The organism is Thiomicrorhabdus sp., from assembly GCF_963662555.1.
Lineage (GTDB): Bacteria > Pseudomonadota > Gammaproteobacteria > Thiomicrospirales > Thiomicrospiraceae > Thiomicrorhabdus.
Genome location: NZ_OY759719.1, coordinates 648,393 through 666,981, shown reverse-complemented (window position 1 = coordinate 666,981; position 18,589 = coordinate 648,393). Strand labels below are relative to the sequence as shown.

General features: G+C 38.6%; 15 protein-coding genes and 1 pseudogene. 2 read left to right on the top strand and 14 right to left on the bottom strand.

From position 1 onward, the window contains the following. Positions 1-48: 48 nt before the first annotated feature. A complete protein-coding gene (locus ACORJQ_RS02770; RefSeq protein ID WP_321325818.1) occupies positions 49-957 on the top strand; it encodes a fructosamine kinase family protein in 909 nt (302 codons plus the stop codon). 154 nt (positions 958-1,111) lie between these two features. After that, positions 1,112-1,759 (top strand): adenylate kinase, encoded by a 648-nt coding sequence (gene adk / locus ACORJQ_RS02765; protein WP_321325817.1) that lies wholly within the window; start codon positions 1,112-1,114, stop codon positions 1,757-1,759. 106 nt (positions 1,760-1,865) lie between these two features. Here the strand turns inward: adk and ACORJQ_RS02760 are convergent, their stop codons facing one another. The 14 genes and pseudogenes from ACORJQ_RS02760 to ACORJQ_RS02695 form a co-directional block, all read right to left on the bottom strand. Then, complete coding sequence (locus ACORJQ_RS02760) at positions 1,866-3,059, bottom strand: multidrug effflux MFS transporter (RefSeq protein WP_321325815.1); 1,194 nt, start codon at positions 3,057-3,059, stop codon at positions 1,866-1,868. A gap of 323 nt (positions 3,060-3,382) precedes the next feature. Continuing rightward, entirely contained in the window at positions 3,383-4,099 is a 717-nt protein-coding gene (locus ACORJQ_RS02755; RefSeq protein ID WP_321325813.1) for a type II secretion system protein, read from the bottom strand. Between the two features lie 23 nt (positions 4,100-4,122). Then, positions 4,123-5,343, bottom strand: a complete 1,221-nt coding sequence (locus ACORJQ_RS02750; protein ID WP_321325811.1) for a type IV pilus modification PilV family protein — start codon at positions 5,341-5,343, stop codon at positions 4,123-4,125. Continuing rightward, positions 5,343-6,506: a type II secretion system protein gene (locus ACORJQ_RS02745; protein WP_321325808.1), complete on the bottom strand. Its 1,164-nt coding sequence runs from the start codon at positions 6,504-6,506 to the stop codon at positions 5,343-5,345. Before ACORJQ_RS02745 ends, ACORJQ_RS02750 begins: the two co-directional genes overlap by 1 nt. Further along, complete coding sequence (locus tag ACORJQ_RS02740; protein ID WP_321325806.1) at positions 6,503-8,743, bottom strand: hypothetical protein; 2,241 nt, start codon at positions 8,741-8,743, stop codon at positions 6,503-6,505. Before ACORJQ_RS02740 ends, ACORJQ_RS02745 begins: the two co-directional genes overlap by 4 nt. Before the next feature lie 23 nt (positions 8,744-8,766). Then, positions 8,767-10,005, bottom strand: a complete 1,239-nt coding sequence (locus ACORJQ_RS02735) for a type II secretion system F family protein (protein ID WP_321325805.1) — start codon at positions 10,003-10,005, stop codon at positions 8,767-8,769. After that, complete coding sequence (locus ACORJQ_RS02730) at positions 10,002-11,684, bottom strand: GspE/PulE family protein (protein ID WP_321325803.1); 1,683 nt, start codon at positions 11,682-11,684, stop codon at positions 10,002-10,004. Before ACORJQ_RS02730 ends, ACORJQ_RS02735 begins: the two co-directional genes overlap by 4 nt. An 80-nt stretch (positions 11,685-11,764) precedes the next feature. Further along, complete coding sequence (locus tag ACORJQ_RS02725) at positions 11,765-13,378, bottom strand: AAA family ATPase (protein ID WP_321325801.1); 1,614 nt, start codon at positions 13,376-13,378, stop codon at positions 11,765-11,767. Beyond that, complete coding sequence (locus tag ACORJQ_RS02720; protein ID WP_321325797.1) at positions 13,368-14,741, bottom strand: tetratricopeptide repeat protein; 1,374 nt, start codon at positions 14,739-14,741, stop codon at positions 13,368-13,370. Before ACORJQ_RS02720 ends, ACORJQ_RS02725 begins: the two co-directional genes overlap by 11 nt. A gap of 6 nt (positions 14,742-14,747) precedes the next feature. Next, positions 14,748-16,526 (bottom strand): pilus (MSHA type) biogenesis protein MshL, encoded by a 1,779-nt coding sequence (mshL, locus tag ACORJQ_RS02715; protein WP_321325795.1) that lies wholly within the window; start codon positions 16,524-16,526, stop codon positions 14,748-14,750. 12 nt (positions 16,527-16,538) lie between these two features. Further along, positions 16,539-17,210 carry a hypothetical protein gene (locus tag ACORJQ_RS02710; protein ID WP_321325793.1) on the bottom strand — a complete coding sequence of 224 codons (672 nt, stop codon included), beginning with the start codon at positions 17,208-17,210 and terminating at the stop codon, positions 16,539-16,541. An 18-nt stretch (positions 17,211-17,228) separates the two neighbouring features. Beyond that, positions 17,229-17,303, bottom strand: a pseudogene (locus tag ACORJQ_RS02705) (prepilin-type N-terminal cleavage/methylation domain-containing protein); the annotation flags it as partial. Then, entirely contained in the window at positions 17,296-17,982 is a 687-nt protein-coding gene (locus ACORJQ_RS02700; RefSeq protein WP_321325792.1) for a hypothetical protein, read from the bottom strand. The gene ACORJQ_RS02700 and the pseudogene ACORJQ_RS02705, both read right to left, overlap by 8 nt. 77 nt (positions 17,983-18,059) lie before the next feature. Continuing rightward, a complete protein-coding gene (locus ACORJQ_RS02695; RefSeq protein WP_321325790.1) occupies positions 18,060-18,581 on the bottom strand; it encodes a hypothetical protein in 522 nt (173 codons plus the stop codon). Between the last annotated feature and the right edge of the window lie 8 nt (positions 18,582-18,589).

Genomic DNA, 18,589 nt, shown 5'->3' with positions numbered 1-18,589 from the left:
GAGGCAAGCTAATCAACACTACTCCTCGGGCATCAATAAGGAGTCATTATGGACTGGCACGCTTTTTCAAAACACCTGTCTGAACAGCTCAATGAGTCTGTTCACATTAATACCGCTCATTCAGTTATGGGCGGTGATATTCATCAGTCCTATCAAATCCATACCAATCAAGGTAACTTCTTTTTAAAGCTTAACCAGCCCTCTCTATTTCCGCTGTTTGAGACAGAAGCCCATAACCTCAATGCGATTTATCAGTCTAATAGCATGCGTTGTCCAAAACTAAAAGGCTTCGGCATCTTTGAAAATAACCAGGCCTGGTTATTAATGGAGTACCTTAGTTTAACGAATAAAGGTGATGACTTTCAACGCGGTCGTGACCTTGGCTATATGCACCAACAAATCCATCAAACTAGCCAACCTTTTGGTTGGTTTGAAAATAACTATATTGGTCATACCTTGCAAAAAAACGAGTGGCACTTTAACTGGGTTGATTTTTATGCAAGCCAACGCCTGAAACCTCAGCTTGAATTGGCACAATTACGTGGCGCACAGCCCGCTATGTTTGAACTTGGTCAACAACTAATTGACACTTTGCCGTTTTGGTTTCAAAGCTACTCACCTAAAGCCTCATTATTACATGGCGATTTATGGGGTGGAAACAGCAGTTTTGCTTTTGAAAATGACGATCAAACAGACTCCGAACCAGTGATTTTTGACCCTGCTTGCTATTATGGTGACCGTGAAACAGACATTGCTATGACTGAACTTTTTGGTGGATTTAGTCAACAGTTCTATGCAGGATACAACAGTATTTATCCTTTAGATTCGGGTTATTCACAAAGAAAACCACTCTATAATTTATACCACGTAATCAATCACTTTAATCTCTTTGGCGGTTCATATGAACAACAAGCCATTAACATCATTCAAAACCTCTTGAAACAGAGCAAAACCTAGCACCGAGATAATCAATCAAACATTTTTACCAGGCCTGGTAAAACTTAAATATGAGTTAAACCTGCATGAATTAAACTTTCACAGGTTAAACTTTTATGCCGCTAAGAAACACCGTATAATATTGCCAACTTTTTTCTAATTACTAGGATTCTAAATGAAATTCATTCTATTAGGTGCTCCAGGTGCCGGTAAAGGTACACAAGCTCAGTTCTTAACTAAGCAATTCAATATTCCGCAAATTTCTACTGGCGACATGCTACGTGCCGCTATTAAAGCTGGAACTGAATTAGGTAAACAAGCTAAAGCGGCCATTGACGCTGGGCAACTAGTAACGGATGAAATCATCATTGGTATGGTTAAAGAACGTATTGCCGAACCAGATTGTGCAAATGGCTTTTTATTAGACGGTTTTCCACGTACTGTTCCGCAAGCCGATGCTGTTGCTGAAGCAGGCGTTGAAATTGATGCGGTGATTGAAATTGATGTGCCTGATGAAGAGATTGTAAACCGTATGTCAGGTCGTCGTGCTCACTTAGCATCTGGTCGTACTTACCATGTTGTGTATAACCCTCCAAAAGTAGAAGGTAAAGATGACGAAACAGGTGAAGACCTAGTTCAACGTGATGACGATAAGCCGGAAGTGGTTAAAGATCGTTTAGCTGTTTATCATGAGCAAACAGCACCTTTAATTAACTACTACACAGATGTTGCCGCTAAAAATCCAGCGTTAAAATACATTAAAGTAGATGGTACTCAGCCTATTGATCAAGTTGAAGCTGAAATTATTGCAAGCCTAAAATAATCCTACGCTTCAGTAAAATTAGTAAAGACGAAAAAAGCCCGTAAAGCTCATAACATGAGCCTACGGGCTTTTTTATTATTCATAGAGTATCAGTCAGGTGCAACGCCTAACGAACTTCAACCAACTTTTCTACCTTACGATAAACGCTTGCCCACAAAATTACCGCTACCAACCAAAGTAACAGTGTAGATGATGCCATTAACAGAAGCGAATCATGTACAAATGGCACAACTAAGATTGAGACTAAAGCGGCGGTTCCCATTTGCATTAAACTTTGTACTGAAGCGGCCATACCTCTTTTTTCGGGCAAACAATCTAAAGCAAGCGTAGCTAAAACTGGTAATCCAAAAGAGAGTCCAAAGGCAAATAAACTAATAAATGGAATCACACTAAAAACAGAAGGCTCAAATAAAAAGTCAGAGGTTAGTCCTAAAATAGCCGCTAAACCAGCCACGGCAAAAGAGGCACTGGCAATATGCATAGGTGAATATTTATCAGTCATTCTATGAGAAGTAATAGAGCCTAAGATCATGCCTCCCACCATTGGTACAAATTGAATCCAAAAATCTTCTGGCCCTAACTTTAGGTGATCAAACATCACACTGGCTGAACCCGCAATATAAACAAATAGGCCGCCAAACACTAAAGATTGCGATACCACTAATCGTAAAAAAATTGGGTGCTTGATGCTGTGCCAATAAGAACTCATTAATTTTTTAGGCTGTATGGATTGCACGTGTTCTTTATGCTGTGTTTCTTTGATAAAAAACAACAAAATAAACAGCGTAAATGCCGCATAGATAGTTAAAAAGTAAAAGATACTTTGCCAATCAAAATGGGTTTCTAAATAACCGCCAACAATAGGTGCAAGGGCAGGAGCAATGGCAAAGACCATCATCACAATCGCCATGGTTTTTTGAGCCTCTTTAGGCGGAAAGACATCCCTAATCATTGCTCGCCCGCCAATAATCACTCCACCCGCTAAAATTCCTTGCATGACTCTAAAAATCATAAAACCATCAAAGGTTGGGGCTAAGGCACAACCTACTGAGGCAAGACCAAACCCAAACAATGAAACTACCGCAACTGATTTACGACCAAACCGATCGGCAAAAGGCCCCCACAGTAAAGTGGTAATGGCAAAGGCACCGAGATACGCCCCCATTGAAGAGGAGAGCATTTCTCGTGAAACGCCATAATAATCTTCTATTGCTGGAAATGATGGAAGGTATGTATCTATCGAAAAAGGGGCAATCATGCTCGCCAAAGCAGTAAATGCGATTAATAAAATTTTGTTCACTCACCCTTTCCTTGTTAATTTATTTTATAAAGCAAATACATTTCGTAAATAACAACAAGTTATCTTACCTTGATGTACGGACTCATTGTCACAAAATTGAATTGCGTATATTAAATCAATCTGGATTTTAGAAAGAATTTATTGTGGAAAGTGAGGGGCAAAAATTTACAAAATGAATAGCAAAAAGAAAATAACACCAAATAATAGTCAAAAATATCTTTTAGAAGTACCCACAAAAATATAAATAAACCTCCGTGAATACTTAATCAACCTCGCTAGATACAAGCAAAGTCATTAGAGATAACAAATCATAACTCACTTAATTAGTTATTCATTAGATAGTAAGCCGTTACAATAGCTACCTGGGATTCATCATGATTCGTATCGCTAGAATCACCATAAGCTCTTCTATTATCAATAGACCAATCTGTAGAGGTTGCACTGGTGCTGTTAGCTAAAGAGCTCTCTCTAAACAAACCAAATCTTGCATCAACTTTGCCATCAACTTGAGAGTCTAAAAACTGTGCTAAATCAGGTGTTAATGACTTAATAACCATAACATTACGTTTTCTCACCACATAGCCCGTTGTTGCTCCAGGCAAAGTCCAATCAACATTATGAAAACAAACCGTTGTTTGCTGAGGGTTACCGTTGCTATCTAAATAAACAAACGCATCTTCACTACCTTCTGCACGCCCTGCAGGCATACGGATACCTGCGGCATCCATAAACCCCTGTAAACTTGTGGTACAAATCTCTCCAGGAGTGGTATTAGCACCATCCACTTTCAAAGTTGGGGCACTAGCTGAGTCACCAATAACAATACCCGTTTTATTAAAATAATTTTGGTAGGCTTGACTCCAAGGTTGAACAAAACTAGAGCTTATTTGTTGATATACCGCATTACGTTGTAAATCAGAACCAATTGAAACCGCTCCAATAATCAGCCCAATAATCACTAAAACCACAGACATTTCAACAAGAGTGAAGCCGGATTGCTTTGCCCTGCGTATTCTATTTTTCTTTATATGTGGTTTCATAAGATTCTCTCTTAATATTTTCATTATTGTTGATATACACCTTTAGCATCTGCTTGAACAGCATTACTATAAATTGAAGCATTTAATGTATTTATTTCAGCTAACTTCGTTGTAACTTGGTTCACTAAATCCTCTGCCCCAGTTTTATTCACAGCAGCCATACCAGTAATCACGGATGCAGTAACTACACTGGCAGCGGCAGCGGCAACTGCAGCTACAGAAAGTGCGGCAGTCGGTGCCGCAACTCCGGCTGTATTAATTGACTCAGAGGTTGCAATAGGTATCGTTGCCGCCGCTGATGCCGTACCACTTGCCGCACTTAAAATAGATGCGGCAGCCGCAGCAATATCGGCATTAGCGACATCGACTGCAAGCTCTGCTTGAACTTTATAATCCGCCAATGCTTGATTCATAATCGCTGATGCACTTGCCGCATTAGGATGAGCATGCCCAACCGATGAAATGGCTGATGAACAACCTAAATCACTCCATAGCTGGCCAAAATATTTCACATACACATAATCATCATTTGTGGCTCCATCCACATTGTCTGCTGAATCAAATCCTAAATCCGTTGCATTTAGGCTATTACTTCCATCATAAAGTCCATTTAATCCATCAGCATCTTGAAGCCCTTGGTCATGAATTAAATAAGCCACATGTTTAAATTTAGCTCCTGTTCCAGAATGTAGTCGAGAAGAATCATTAGATGTATTTGAACCATTTTGCAAAGCATGACACATGTCTAAACCATTTGGACTGCCTACATTTAAGACTGAATTTTGTGCAACGGGTCGAATATTAACATCATTATTATCCGTTGCTATATAGGCTTCATAGCGGTCCTTTAATACGGTTAGTTCCATATCCGATGCTCCAGTCAGGGCTTTGTCAAAAACCGCATAACGTAAAGCAACTCCAGCCTGGTTTCGTATCGCTGAGGCAAACCCTAAGGTTCGATATGGAAACTCTCCTTTAACCAAACTACAATCCTCAACGCCACTCATATCAGCTGATGGACAAGGTAACCGTCCTTTGGCAAAGACAAAACCTAATACAGACTCTTCTAAACGGTTTGTTTGTAACCCTGATTGTTGTTTTGCCGAACTCTCGGTTATTTTTGGATACAATCCGGCGAGAACAGTGACCACAAAACCCAATACCATCAAGGCAATCGACATCTCAATTAAACTATACCCCAATGATTTCTGAAACATTTTTTTGTGACCTGGGTACATTTCCATTAAAACCACCCTTTACTGTCTAAAGCTTTCGTCTTAGCTAGTTTTTGTGCGTATAACGTATCAATATCAACCTTTTGTGCATCCGCTTCCGTTTTTTGGGCGGAGGCAACATCCCTAGCTTTTTTTGCATCACTCAATCCATTAGCTGCATCAATCAACCCTTTTACGGTTAAAGCTCCCGCTGCAACAGCAGGAATAGCAATCGCAGCAACGGCAACACCAAAACTCTCCGCTCCTGCTGCAATCGCAATAACAGTTTGTGCTGCATAAATCGCTGCATCAGCAATAGCTAAGGCTTCAACAAACTCGGCCTGGTCAACATTACCTTCATGTACATTTAAAGCTAATGCTCTAAAACCCACTGTATAATCCATTAACCGTTGTAAGTCATACATTGCATAACTTGTTCGTGCAGCACCATTCACACGTCCTAACAAACTAGAACATTGCAATTCACCCGCTAATTCAGCAAAACCAACACTTTTAACGGTGTCATCATAGGTACTGTCAATCACTTTATTTGGTAATTCAAATCCCTTAGAATCTATTTGATTGATACCATCAAAAAATGTTCCTGCATTATTTGCATTTGAGGCTCCCGGACTAGCCAAAACAAAAGCCTGGTTATAGGGTGAAGAACTGCTTCCTACATAACTAAATTGATTTGAATTTGGTGCAGCTATGGCATTTTTCAATGCCCAGCAAAAATCTAAACCATTTGAATTTGTACTACTCTCAGCATTAGGAAGAATAGGAGAAAAGCGATTTTTAAGACTCGCCAAATCAGCGTCTAAGTTGGCACTTGCATTACTTTTACGGTAAACACTATAGGCAATCGGTTGACCGAATCCATTTTTAACAGGCGATGACAACTTTAACGTTTTATAGGGTAATAAACCGGCATCCACGCCAGCTCCACAGTCCTCAATACCATCCGCATTTGAATCTGGACAAGGAAAACGACTTTGTGCCTTTAAGAACCCTTTAATAGAACTCTCTGCTCTATCTAAGGTTTGCTCATCATTTTCTGCAACAAAAATCTGCTGAATAGTTGGTATCACTGCGGGTATAGCTAAAAACATAACCCCAAGTATCGCTAAAACAATTGAAAGCTCAATTAAACTAAAACCACTTAAGCGTTTTGTAACATAAGGCATGTTCATCTAAACACCCCCTGAGAATCGGCTTTTTGTAGAATATTAGTACCGCCATTAGATACGCTTATAGCTGTACTTACTCCTGCAGCTGGTGTAGTTGAGCAAACAAGAGTTGTCTTATCCCAATAATTGCCATCTTGCATACACTGCAAACTGTCAATATTATTTTGTAAACTAGTTAAGTTACTTTCTTTTTCAGTTGCGTAATTATCAGCACTATCTGCCAACGATTGTTTAATCAAAATCGCATCTATATATGATCCCGATGTCACTGTAAAAGCATCATTTTCATCCACAGGAACAAACGCATGGTAATCAATAATATTCCCTGCTGCCGATAGTAAGGCTGCAGTAAAATCACAACCCGAATAATCTTCACAGCGTTTCGTTGTTGCTGCAGAAACCAACTTTCCATCAGTATCTTTAACTTCAGGAATATACACAGGATGATCTAAGGCAGCTTGATATGCCACAGTGTATGCATTATTAGTTGCTATTTTGGCCGCTTGGTAAACTGAATCCGCAGTATTTGCCGTCGCTTGGGCAGTAGCATAATTCTGACAAGCCGTTGACGACTGATTAGGCGTTCCACCTGCTGGACAAGAGGGAGGTGGATCAGTTGCAGTTAATCCATCAAAGGCCGATTGAGGAATAACGCATGATGTATTATTACAATCCTCCTCTAACCCTGCTGCTATAGCGGCCTTGTCTTGATAGTCTTGTAATTTAGCATATTCATCATTAACCGCTGTTTTATAAGCTTCAGACTTGGTTTTTAAGTTATTGACCGCGTCGGTATAAGCCTGTTCAGTAGCATAGGTATTAGGTAAAGCTCCACCATTTCTCGCACTGACGATACTTGCATCATTGTACATATCGGTAAAACGTTGATTAGCAATACTTAATGTCGTTGATGCTACACTCAGTTTAGTATTTGCATCACTCCTTGCGGTAGTGGCTTCATTGATTGCTGCCGTTTTTTCTGCATTCAGTGCTGTTATGGTTGCGGAATAGTCTGGGTTAGAAGTGGTGTCAGCAACATCAGGTGGAATCGCCGCATTGGCTCTAATAGCGATATCAGCATATAGTCCCGTTGCAACCGCTTGAGAAATACCTGCGGCTGCTCCAGCACCAACGGCTACAACTCCTAAACCGACACCAATACCAGCAGCGACGACACTTGCTGTGTAAACAGGAATAAATGCGCAACCAACCAACACAGCACAGGACGCAATAGCACCAGACAACAAGCCAGAAGCCACCCCTAAGGTTACACTTGCATTCGTTACGTCAACCGCCGCCAAAACCACACTGTAAGCAATAACAGCGACGTTAACACCAGCCATAATGGCACCTTCTACTGCAGCATCCGCCATATCTTGTGCTTGGTCTTTAACCTCTTTTTCAATAAGCACTGAGTTTGCCATCATATTCAGAGATTGCATGACCACGTCACACTGCATACTTTGTTTAAGCTCAGAAAAAGAGCGACTGATGACGTAATCATCATAGCTACTAGAAAGCAGAGTGCCTGAACTGTTAAATGCTGTTGCTGAAGAACCATTCAATCCATCGTCTAAACCTCCATTACCATTGCCATCAAAACGCCCTCCCATAGATAAGGCATAAGCCACATTTTTTCTTGCTCCCGAGACAGTTTGTACATAAAGTTTAGTCGTATCTAAAGCGGCGGCTTCCCCAACATTAAGTGCTTGGCAAAAATCCAGCGAATTTTGGTTATTTATCCCTGTAAAATTAAAAGAGTAGCCACCCGCCATTGTTGGCTGATAACGATTTTTTAAGCTGGCTAAATCCGCATCATTTTTAAGTAAAGAAACCGCATTAGCATCGGTTGTATCTAAGCGATCTAGTCCACCATTTTTAACCGCGGTATTATTTGCTTTACGGTACACCCCATATTTTATTGGTGAATCACCAGCAACAAATCCAGAGGTCGGCATTCCTAATGTAATATAAGGCAAACCGCCTTTTACATTGGTACTACTACAGTCTTCAACGCCGTCTCCATTAACATCTACACAAGGCAAACGACCGTTTTTAACAATAAAATCGTTTAATAATTTATCGGCCTTTTTGAGTGCCGCCTCATTGGCTTGGGTAGAGGCTTGAGGCGCTAAAGGTTTAAGCATATAACTTGCTAAACCACCGATTATCATCAACAAAATAGCGACTTGTAATAAACCAAAACCACATTGTGTTTTTTTAGTTGCTAATGTTGTCATCTCATAATCCTCATAGCCATGTACTAGCCATGTACCTGGCTGACTAACTGATAAATAGGAAGGAATAAAGCAATAATAAGTAACAAGAACAAGCCACCAGCAATAAGCATTACAACGGGTTTAATAATTTCACTGATTGAAGCGACAATATGATCAAATCTCTGACGATACTCTTCTGCAAGATAACTCAACTGTTCATCAATACGCCCAGTTTCTTCGCCGACACTTATCATTCTGACCACAAACCTTGGATACATTTTTATCTGACGCATTTCTGAACTTAATGAATTACCACGAATGACGCCCTCTCGCATAGTATGGATGCTTTTGCGATAGACCTCATTGGTGGTGGAACGCTCTAAAATTTCTAGACTATCTACTATGCTCAAACCTGAAGAGATTAATAAACTTAAATATTCTGTAATAAACGCCATTGCTGAAGAGTTGACTAAGACCTTGCTGACGGGTAGTTTCATCAATAATCGATGAAATTGATAACGCACACGATAACTATGCCGAATAGAGTAAACAGTAATGACAAACAGCAAGACCAAAATAATAAAAGTCAGTAATAAATTTTGACCAATATTATCTGATATAGCTAAAACCATCTTCGTCAGAGGAGGTAACTCTACGCGCATCTGTTTAAATAAATCACTAATACTTGGAATAACATAGCTAATCCAAAATACAGCTGTCGCTAAAATAGTAAAGAAAACAAATGTAGGGTAAATCATGGCTCGTTTACTATCTCGAACAATTTTATCCACGCGTTTAAGGTGCTCTGCAGCATCCATTAGGGTCCGATCTAAATTACCCGAGCTCTCACCAATACGAATTAAATGAATGACCGTTTGAGGCACAATATCCGAATGGCGTTCAACAGCTTCACTAAATGATGCTCCTGTTTTTAGGCTCTCTAACATATCTTTTGAAACGCGTTGTACAGCAGACGATGAATCATCAGAAGCCATATCCTCAATGGCAGTAAACATAGGAATTCCACTACGGAGCATGACTGCAATATTTCTAAAGAAATCGGCGACTTCTTCACGTTTTAGCTGAGGTCTAAAAATGTGCATAACAAAGTCATACGGCCAATTCAACCATGATGGCAACATGACCAATTTGACAATAACAGCGTCCCCCCAGCGTTGTTCTAAATAAAATTTGGCTGATGTCTCATTAATAAAAGCCAATTTCTCAACGCCAGAGGCTATCTGCCCTGTATCTAACAATCTTTGAAAGTAAAAATATCTCATGGTGAAACTCGCTCTAAGCTATTTCCTAATAAACGAGTTACCTCTTGCAAGGTTGTATTCCCAAGCAAGACCTGTTGAATTGCCATAGTTTCAATGGTTTTAAAGTTGGATGACTCAAGCTTTCTCATTAACTCGGTACGGCTTGCATTTGAAGCAATCATCTCTTGCAGTTCAGCATCAACATAAAGAATTTCGTAAAGTGGAATTCGGCCAAAATACCCCGTGCCTTTGCAGTGAGAACAACCCTCTCCTCTAAAAAGCGTAATCTCTTTAGACTCTTGAGGGAAATAGACTAATTCTGCCTCGGTTGGTTGGTACTTAGTTTTACAATGTGAACAGATTTGACGAGCTAGACGCTGATTAACAACACCCACTAATGAATCGGCAATCATCTGCACTGGAACATCCAATGCTTGCAAACGAGAGATAACGCCCAATACACTATTGACGTGTAATGTAGATAATACTAAATGTCCAGTTTCAGCCGCGGTAATGGCAGCATGAGCTGTTTCAGCATCACGAATCTCCCCAACCAACATAACATCAGGATCATGTCTTAAAAATTGGCGTATGGCATGTGAAAAGTCATACCCTGCTTTTCGGTTAACTTGAGTTTGGCAAATAGTAGGTAACTTGTACTCAATCGGGTCTTCTACCGTAAGAATATTTTTACCGACCATGCCTTTTGAGCGTAGACCTGCATGCAAGGTGGTGCTTTTACCTGATCCCGTTGGTCCAGTCATTAATAAGATGCCATGCGGATGCAAAAACATATTATTTAACATGACCAAATCTTCTTCAAAGAAACCAAGTTCATTTAACCCTTTAACATGCATGCCACTTGGCAATAAACGCATTACCACGTTTTCACCGTATTCAGAGATTAGAGTGGAAACACGAACATCAAAAGGCATAGAAAGGATATTGGTTGAAAAGCTACCATCTTGAGGGCGTAATTGATCAGAAATATCCATATCCGCATGACGCTTAATAGCTGCAACCAGACGTTTCAGTGTAGTTGGAATAGCAAAAATAGGCTGTAAAACACCATCTATACGAAAAGAAATATGAATACTTTTAAGTTCAGGTTGGATATGAATATCCGTGGCACGCTGAAGTACCGCAAGGTGTAACAAATAATGAATTAGGTTATCTGGAGAAAGTACTTGATCTTTATCTTTATCAATTTTAGAAACTTCTTTTAAGAAAAGTTTATCTACAGGGTTATCAATAAAGAAATAGTTATGGCGAATAGCTTGAAGAACTTTACTAAATTCACCTTGTTTTACAGAGCAATTCATCCCTGCACGCTGAGTTACTGCTTGTTTCACATCATGAACATTCGCATTACCAATCACAACGACGAGTTGATTACCGTCTCGATATAAAGGAAGGAATCCTCTATTCAGGCAGTACTCTTGGTTAAACAAGCGAAGAATATCAGTATTTGGCTTAGAAATAGTATCGACATCGACAAACTCAACACCTGTCTGTGTTGCTAAATGTTTTGCTAAATCAAACTCAGAAACAATACCTAATCTTACCAATAACTCACCTAAGCGTTCACCAGTAACGTTTTGCTTCTGTAGAGCAAATTCCATCTGATTTTGATTCATTAACTCAGCGTTGAGTAATGACTCACCTAATCGAACAACTTGTGTATTCATCTCTTCTGACATAGTGACCAGCTTTATGTTTATGTTTAGCAATAACTTCTACAATTCAAACTAATTTAAATTGCACCGACTAAGAACAACAACTACATGACCAATGCACTGTTATCCCGAGTTAAAAAATACAATGTTAAGGAATCTGCTTTACCTGTTGGTTCAATTCCTACCGACCTCTGAAAATTAGCAACGGCATACATCGTTTTAGAACCAAGAACGGCATCTTCAGAAAACTTAAAAAAACCTTCTTGTTTTAGCAACTTTTGTAGTCTCTCTACATTAGAAGACTTCATACCAAAATAATATTTACTAAATGTTAGCTTTGGCTTCCAAAGCATTAACCAATATTTTTTTTGATTACTGGATTCCAATTTCAATACTGCTCTAGCAGGCCCAATAAAAGGTTTTTTATTTAGTAAAAGTTCCCAGCCTTGTTGCAAAATTTGCTTTTTAAGTAAATCCCAATTTTCTTGTGTTAAAGCACTCGCCAGTTCACCTTTTGGGTCTTTAATTCCATAATCTCTTAAAAAATAATTAAATTCTGTATTAACGTTTTTTTTAACTAATTCCGTTGCTACCGCCTGATTTACCAGGCCTGGTAAATCCTTTGTTACATTTACCTTTACCTGCTCAAAAGGGGCATTTATCAGGGTGTTTTTGAGCACCTCTTTTTTATCTACAGCCTCTTCACTTAAAGGTAAACTGGCGTAAGAATCGGTAACAATTTTTTGTTCACTCAAGCGACTCATCCAAGCCTTTGGTTCAAACTGCCAAAAAACTAACCCTAAAATCAAGACCGCTGCAAATCCTGTCATATAGGCTTTAGTGCGATAAGCATTTGCTTTTTTGGAAACGTCACCGTCATATCGAACCTGTTCAATATCATTATTTGCTAAGATGATCAGCTTATCGCTCACTAAAGTATTCGCATCTACCAATAAGGCATACAAAACTCTATCCATTATCAGGTTAATACGTCTTGGGTAACCTTTACTCAGTTTATGCAGCTGTTTACCTGCTTTTTTTGTTAAACAAATATTGTGCTGATTACCAGCACCATCAAGTCTAAAGTAAACGTAATCTAATACTTCTTGTTCAGTAAAAGGTGCCAATTCTATATGCAGTGCAATACGGCTTTTTAGCTGTCTTATTTGCGGCAAATTTAAGGTCAACATGATTTCTGGTTGAGCAATAAGTAAAATTTGCACCAGCTTGTGTGTACTCACCTCAAAATTTGATATAAGGCGAATCATCTCCAAACTTTCTGTACTTAAATTTTGTGCGTCATCAATAATAATCAGGCAATTTCGTTGATTTGCATATTGCCTTAATAAAAAACTATTTAACGCATCTAACTGTTCTTTAATGCCTCCTTCAACCTTCATTCCAAAGTCATCATTGATGGCTTTTAATAATTCAACACCCTGTAAAAACGTATTCAAAACTAAAGAAATATCAGTATCTAGTTCATCCAAATTGTTAATTAAATAACGGCTTAATGTACTTTTACCTAGGCCTACATCTGCTGTAAAAAGTAAAAAACCTTTACGCATATGAATGCAATGCATTAATTCAAGTACGTGTGATTCTAGTCTCTGAGAACAAAAATAATGACTTGCATCAGGTGTTACAGGAAAAGGAGATTCTGTAAGACCAATGCGATCAAACATATCTGCATCAGGAATCGCTAAACTAATATCCATATTTAGCGTGAATCATTTTTTTATATTGTTTCAATTGGCTTGATTCGGGATACATCGAATCTAAGCGATTCAATTTCTGTTTGGCCGTCTGCTGGTCACCTAACTCGGCCAATGCAATAACTAAATTCATATTCGCCTCCATATCTTCAGGCTTTTGGTTTAGTAATTTTTGATAACTATTAGCAGCCGCTTGGTAATGTTGTTTCTTTAATGAGGCATAAGCATCCATTCTTTGATAAATAACGCTATCTTTTCCAGATAACTTCTTTAACTCGTTTAAATGTCTTTCTACTTGTTTGTCATTTTTTAAACGAATAGATTGTTTAATCTCTGCAACCTTACTTTTAACTGAATTGAAATACTCATACGTATTTTTATTTGCAATCTCATCAGTTTGTATTGCATTCGATTTGGCTACTTTTACATCCATTTTTTTGAATGTCGCCCCTTTTTCAGTAGCTGTTACTATTGGTTTTGCAACACGATTCTTTACAACAGTTTTAGCTAAAATGGGCTTAGGCTTATTAGCAACTTTAGCGACAACTAGCTTTTCAGTTTTTAGCAAGACTTGAGGAGCTTTCGGTTCTTGTTTGACCTCAACCTTACTTACTTCAGTTCTCTTAACTTCAGATTTATTGACCTCTTGTTTACTCGTTAGACTCGCAACAAGAACATCCTCTTTAACCTTAATGGCAGGTCCAACCTCGTTTAATCCATCGGGTGCTAAAGCCTCACTACCGTTATTTTTAGTAGAACTATCAGCCTGAACTATTTGTTCCGCTGGCTTTACCTCTTTATCTTTTACAATAAGTGCTTTATCAGATTTTGCTTCAGCACCTATCTTTTGCTCATTGTGCTGTATTGACACCGTAGCTAATTTAGGAGAAATTTCAGATTGCGTTGGTGCTGTAACCATCTCTTTTGATGCCAACGTTAATTGCAGATCTTGCTTAAGTAATGCATCATTTGATTTAGCGACCAAACTCTTTTCTTTTATCTCCTGAGTAACTACATTTTTTGTTTCATTCGTTGTTTCTTGATTTGTATTGAGATCAATATTCTGATGTTCTTGACTAAGCAAATCACTCTCTTTACTCAAAGCACTTGTTTGAGGATTGCTTGCCAAAACTAGATGATGAACACTGTTGACGTGTTCATCTTTGGCTTGATAACCCCAATAATTTTGCACAATCAATAAACCGACAATACAAACTGCCGTTGAGACTGAAACAATAAGCAAAAAAGAAGTTTTTGAAAAAGTTTTCCTCTCTTGAGCTCGTATTCTCTGGCTCATCGGATTTATTTTCGGTTGCGAGTCTTTTTTTTTCTCATGCTGTTTTAATGAGTTATATATTAAGCTCATATTCCGCTAGAGAATTGTTACACGTAAAACCATAACTAACTCTCTAGTCTCCTTTTCGTGCATACGGTTACCACCAAATAGAGCACCAATGCCAGGAATCTCATTTAAGCCAGGCACTCCTTCTCCTGAGTCAGTTGCCACTTCATCCATCAAACCACCTAAAATAACCGTGTCACCATCTTTAAGGCTTAGAGAAGTAGTTAGACCTTTGAAATCGATTACTGGCAATGTAATTTTAGTGCCATTACCCACATCAACCAATGCCATACTTGCTTTATCTACATTCGACTGCATTGGGTGAATGGTTAAACTGATTTTTCCATCAGCATCAATAAATGGTTCAAACCCTAAAATGATTCCATCAAATACAGAACTAGTTGATACATCACTTGATGTGGTTAAAGAACCACCGACATTATTGACAGTAGTAGTACTTTCGGAAATATATTGCGAGTTACGCCCCACACTAATAAAGGCTGGACGAGCATTTTTAGCACGAATACTTGGATTAGATAATACTCTTAAGGTACCGAATTGCTGCAATGCCTGCATCGCAACTGAAAAGGTATTTGCCGAGTGCACAAGTTTTAAACTCGTCGCACCATCCACACCATAATTGTTAGCAGGAATTGTGATAGAACGAATTTGGTTACCTGTGCCAGCCAAGGTATCTGTTACACCACCTAAATCAACGGATCCTGCTCCGTAGTTATAGGCAATATCTTGACCTAGCTTATTCCAATCAACCCCGTACTGATTTCCATCGCCTAGGCGAACATCCAGTAGCTGTGCTTCAATTAATACTTGTCTAGAAAGTACTGATTTATATTGTGTAATAAGTTGATCAACCGCCTCAACTTGTGAAGGTTTAGCTTTCAGGTATAAGGTACCTGTCATTTCATTTAGAGAGTAAATGGGCTGAAAACCTTTTGGTTTTTCTTTAACAGGCATTGCCAAACGATTCATTATATTTGGTGCTTGATTAGTAACACCTGGGATCTGGCTATCTTGTTCATTTGATTTTTTTCTACCTAAAACGTCTTCTAACATTTTACTTAACTGAGCATAAGGGTTACTTTTTGTTGCCCCTGTGCCTTTAAATGCTAAAGTACCAGTCATGGGTTTATTGCCACCTGAGCTGCCACTACTATTGCCTTTTGAACTGGTATTCGCACCAAACACATCTCCACCCATGCTGTAATCAATACTGGTAGAAGTCTGTAAAAAATTCAATTCATATACTTTTTCACGGTAAGGCTTAACAATCAAAACATTGCCTTTCACCTGACCATCAAAATCTAGAAGATCCATTACTTGGTTAAACACAAGGCTTGCTGGAACATTTTTTAGATGCATACTGATTTTGCGTTTAAGTTCTGATAACTGTGGGTCCATCAGTAAACTCATTCCCGCTTGGTCTGAAATTGCATGAAGCACCGATTGAACATCGCCATTGTCTACATTCACACTAATTTGAACCGCATCTAATGGATTAAATACGGGTTCAACTGCAACCACTTCTGGTTTTACTTCAGGAATTTTTTGAATCGCTTTGTAAAGAGACTTGTTTTGATCCAAAAACTTTTTGGATTCTTGATCAATACGATCCGAAATCAACTCATGTGATTGAGTATCGACAGCCTTCATATTATCAATATTGTTTTGGGAAACATGTGCAGTTGTGCACCCCGCCATTAATACACCACTCACAGCAAGTGATACGATTTGAATATAAGCATGATTTTTAGTACGCATCTTAAAACCCATTTTTTGATAATTATTCATTCAAAAATCCGTTTAAAGCAAGCCGATTAATTCACTAAAGGCTAAACCAGAAACTCTATCTACATAATTTGCATCTTGTCTTCTTGATGGGGCTGAAAAGCATAGAGAACCAGAACCATCATGCTTTAGAAATGCATTCACCCCATCAAAAGGATTACCATCTCCATCCGCATCTTCAACACTAGATGAAGCCATCCAAAACGCTCCATTTGCCACTCTATTTGTCAAACAATTTTCAACACCAGAAGCATCATTGTCTCCCGTTATAAAAGGCTGGTTAGCACTTACAGCAAGTAAGCTCGCATTCGATAACGCTTTTTTAAAGTCATTAATATTTAGGTAATCAGCATCACCTAAACTATCCCCAGTACGCTCAACCAAAACGGTTAAATCTGCATCATGGGCTGAATCTCTAAAAACTCCATAAATTAGGTTTTGGAAACCAGCATCAACATCTGAAACTTGGCTACTTATGGGTAATCCAAGGGTATTAAAAGGTAACTGACCGGTTTTTTGAGTGCCCGAACAATCTTCAAACCCATCACCATTAATATCAGGACAAGGCAAACGAAAATTACTCTTTGCAAAATTGACAACGGCTTCTTGTGCCTGCAATAACGATTTATTCGCCAATGCCTGAGTTCTATACGTATTTACAGAGTTATAAACTTGCAAAGTTGCCATCGATATTACTCCAATAATAACGAGTACAATTGAGAGCTCTACTAAAGAAAATCCTTTATATAGATGTCCTCTGTAATTGACATGATTACTCATGTTTTACAACAATTCCCTGCTGAAGATCTTGAAGAGTTTCAACCTCTTGCTTTAACTTCTGGTTCTTATCCTCTCCTGGCAACAAACCTTTATTCTGTGATGTCTCAATAATTTTTTGAGATTGGGCAATTATTTTTCTTAACTGAGGAATATTTACCCCCCCCACAATGCCGTTTTCATCACCTATTTCCTGTAGCTCAACAAGTAAGGCATCTAGCTTATTAAAATCAACATCTTTAGGGTCACCAGTGGCTATTTTTCTTAACCCTTCGCGAATCATATTTAACTTTTCACGCTTTTGCTCTTCCGCAGAGAGAATATCCATTTTGGTCTTATTAGCTGCAGATGACTGTGTCGTTAGGTCCTCAAAAGGAGTTGTCGCCACATCTGGCTTTTGGGAGTCTTTATTTTCTTGCGAGTTTTCGTTACCAATATTTGATGTACTATTAGCCTGTTCTTTTTGTTCTTGCCCAACTTGATTATTAATTAGTTGTTGAGTATTTATGTCTTCGCTCTGACTATCTTCGGTCTGCACATTCAACTTTTCATTTGTAAGTGGTTGATGTTCCATACTGCCGTTATGTTGCAATGGTGGAGCAAAATAATTAACAGCCCAGTATGCGACTCCAACAATCAGCAAAAAACCTACAATTGCAAAGACACTTTTATTTACTTTCATTACCCCTTGCCTTTAATTCCTATTAATAATCATTAGCTTAATTTTTATTATTTGTCTTAAATTCTTAACCTTATTAACTAAGAATGAATTTTATACGTACGGACTTTTTTACCTTGTTTCACTTCAACATAACTTTCTTCAATAGAAACAATTTCCCCACCATCAGGCAGTACATCTCCCACTCTTGAAAAATGACCATCGACCACTGCATAGCGGTTATTAGGAGCAATAAAAATCATAGAAATTGCGTACTTTTTATAATGCTTAGGAACGGCTCGTGTGTAAGGAGTATAACGTTGTTTTGGCAATGTCACCGTCAGCGTTTTAGCTACGGGAATAGTAGGAGCCAATGCAATTAAATTTGTATCAATTTTTGCAGCCGATTGATGATAGGCAGCAATTACATCAACTTGGTGATTCAATGTAGAAGCTTTAGCCTTTTGTGAAGCCTGTACCGATGTTTTAGACACTAGGTCTTGCAACTCTGCTATTGAGGTTTCTGAGTTTGAAGGAATGTATTGCTTGTTTTCAATCTTATCCCACGATAAATAGACTGAAGCAGCAATAATCAATAATAAAACTAAACCACTATATTTCATCTTGACAC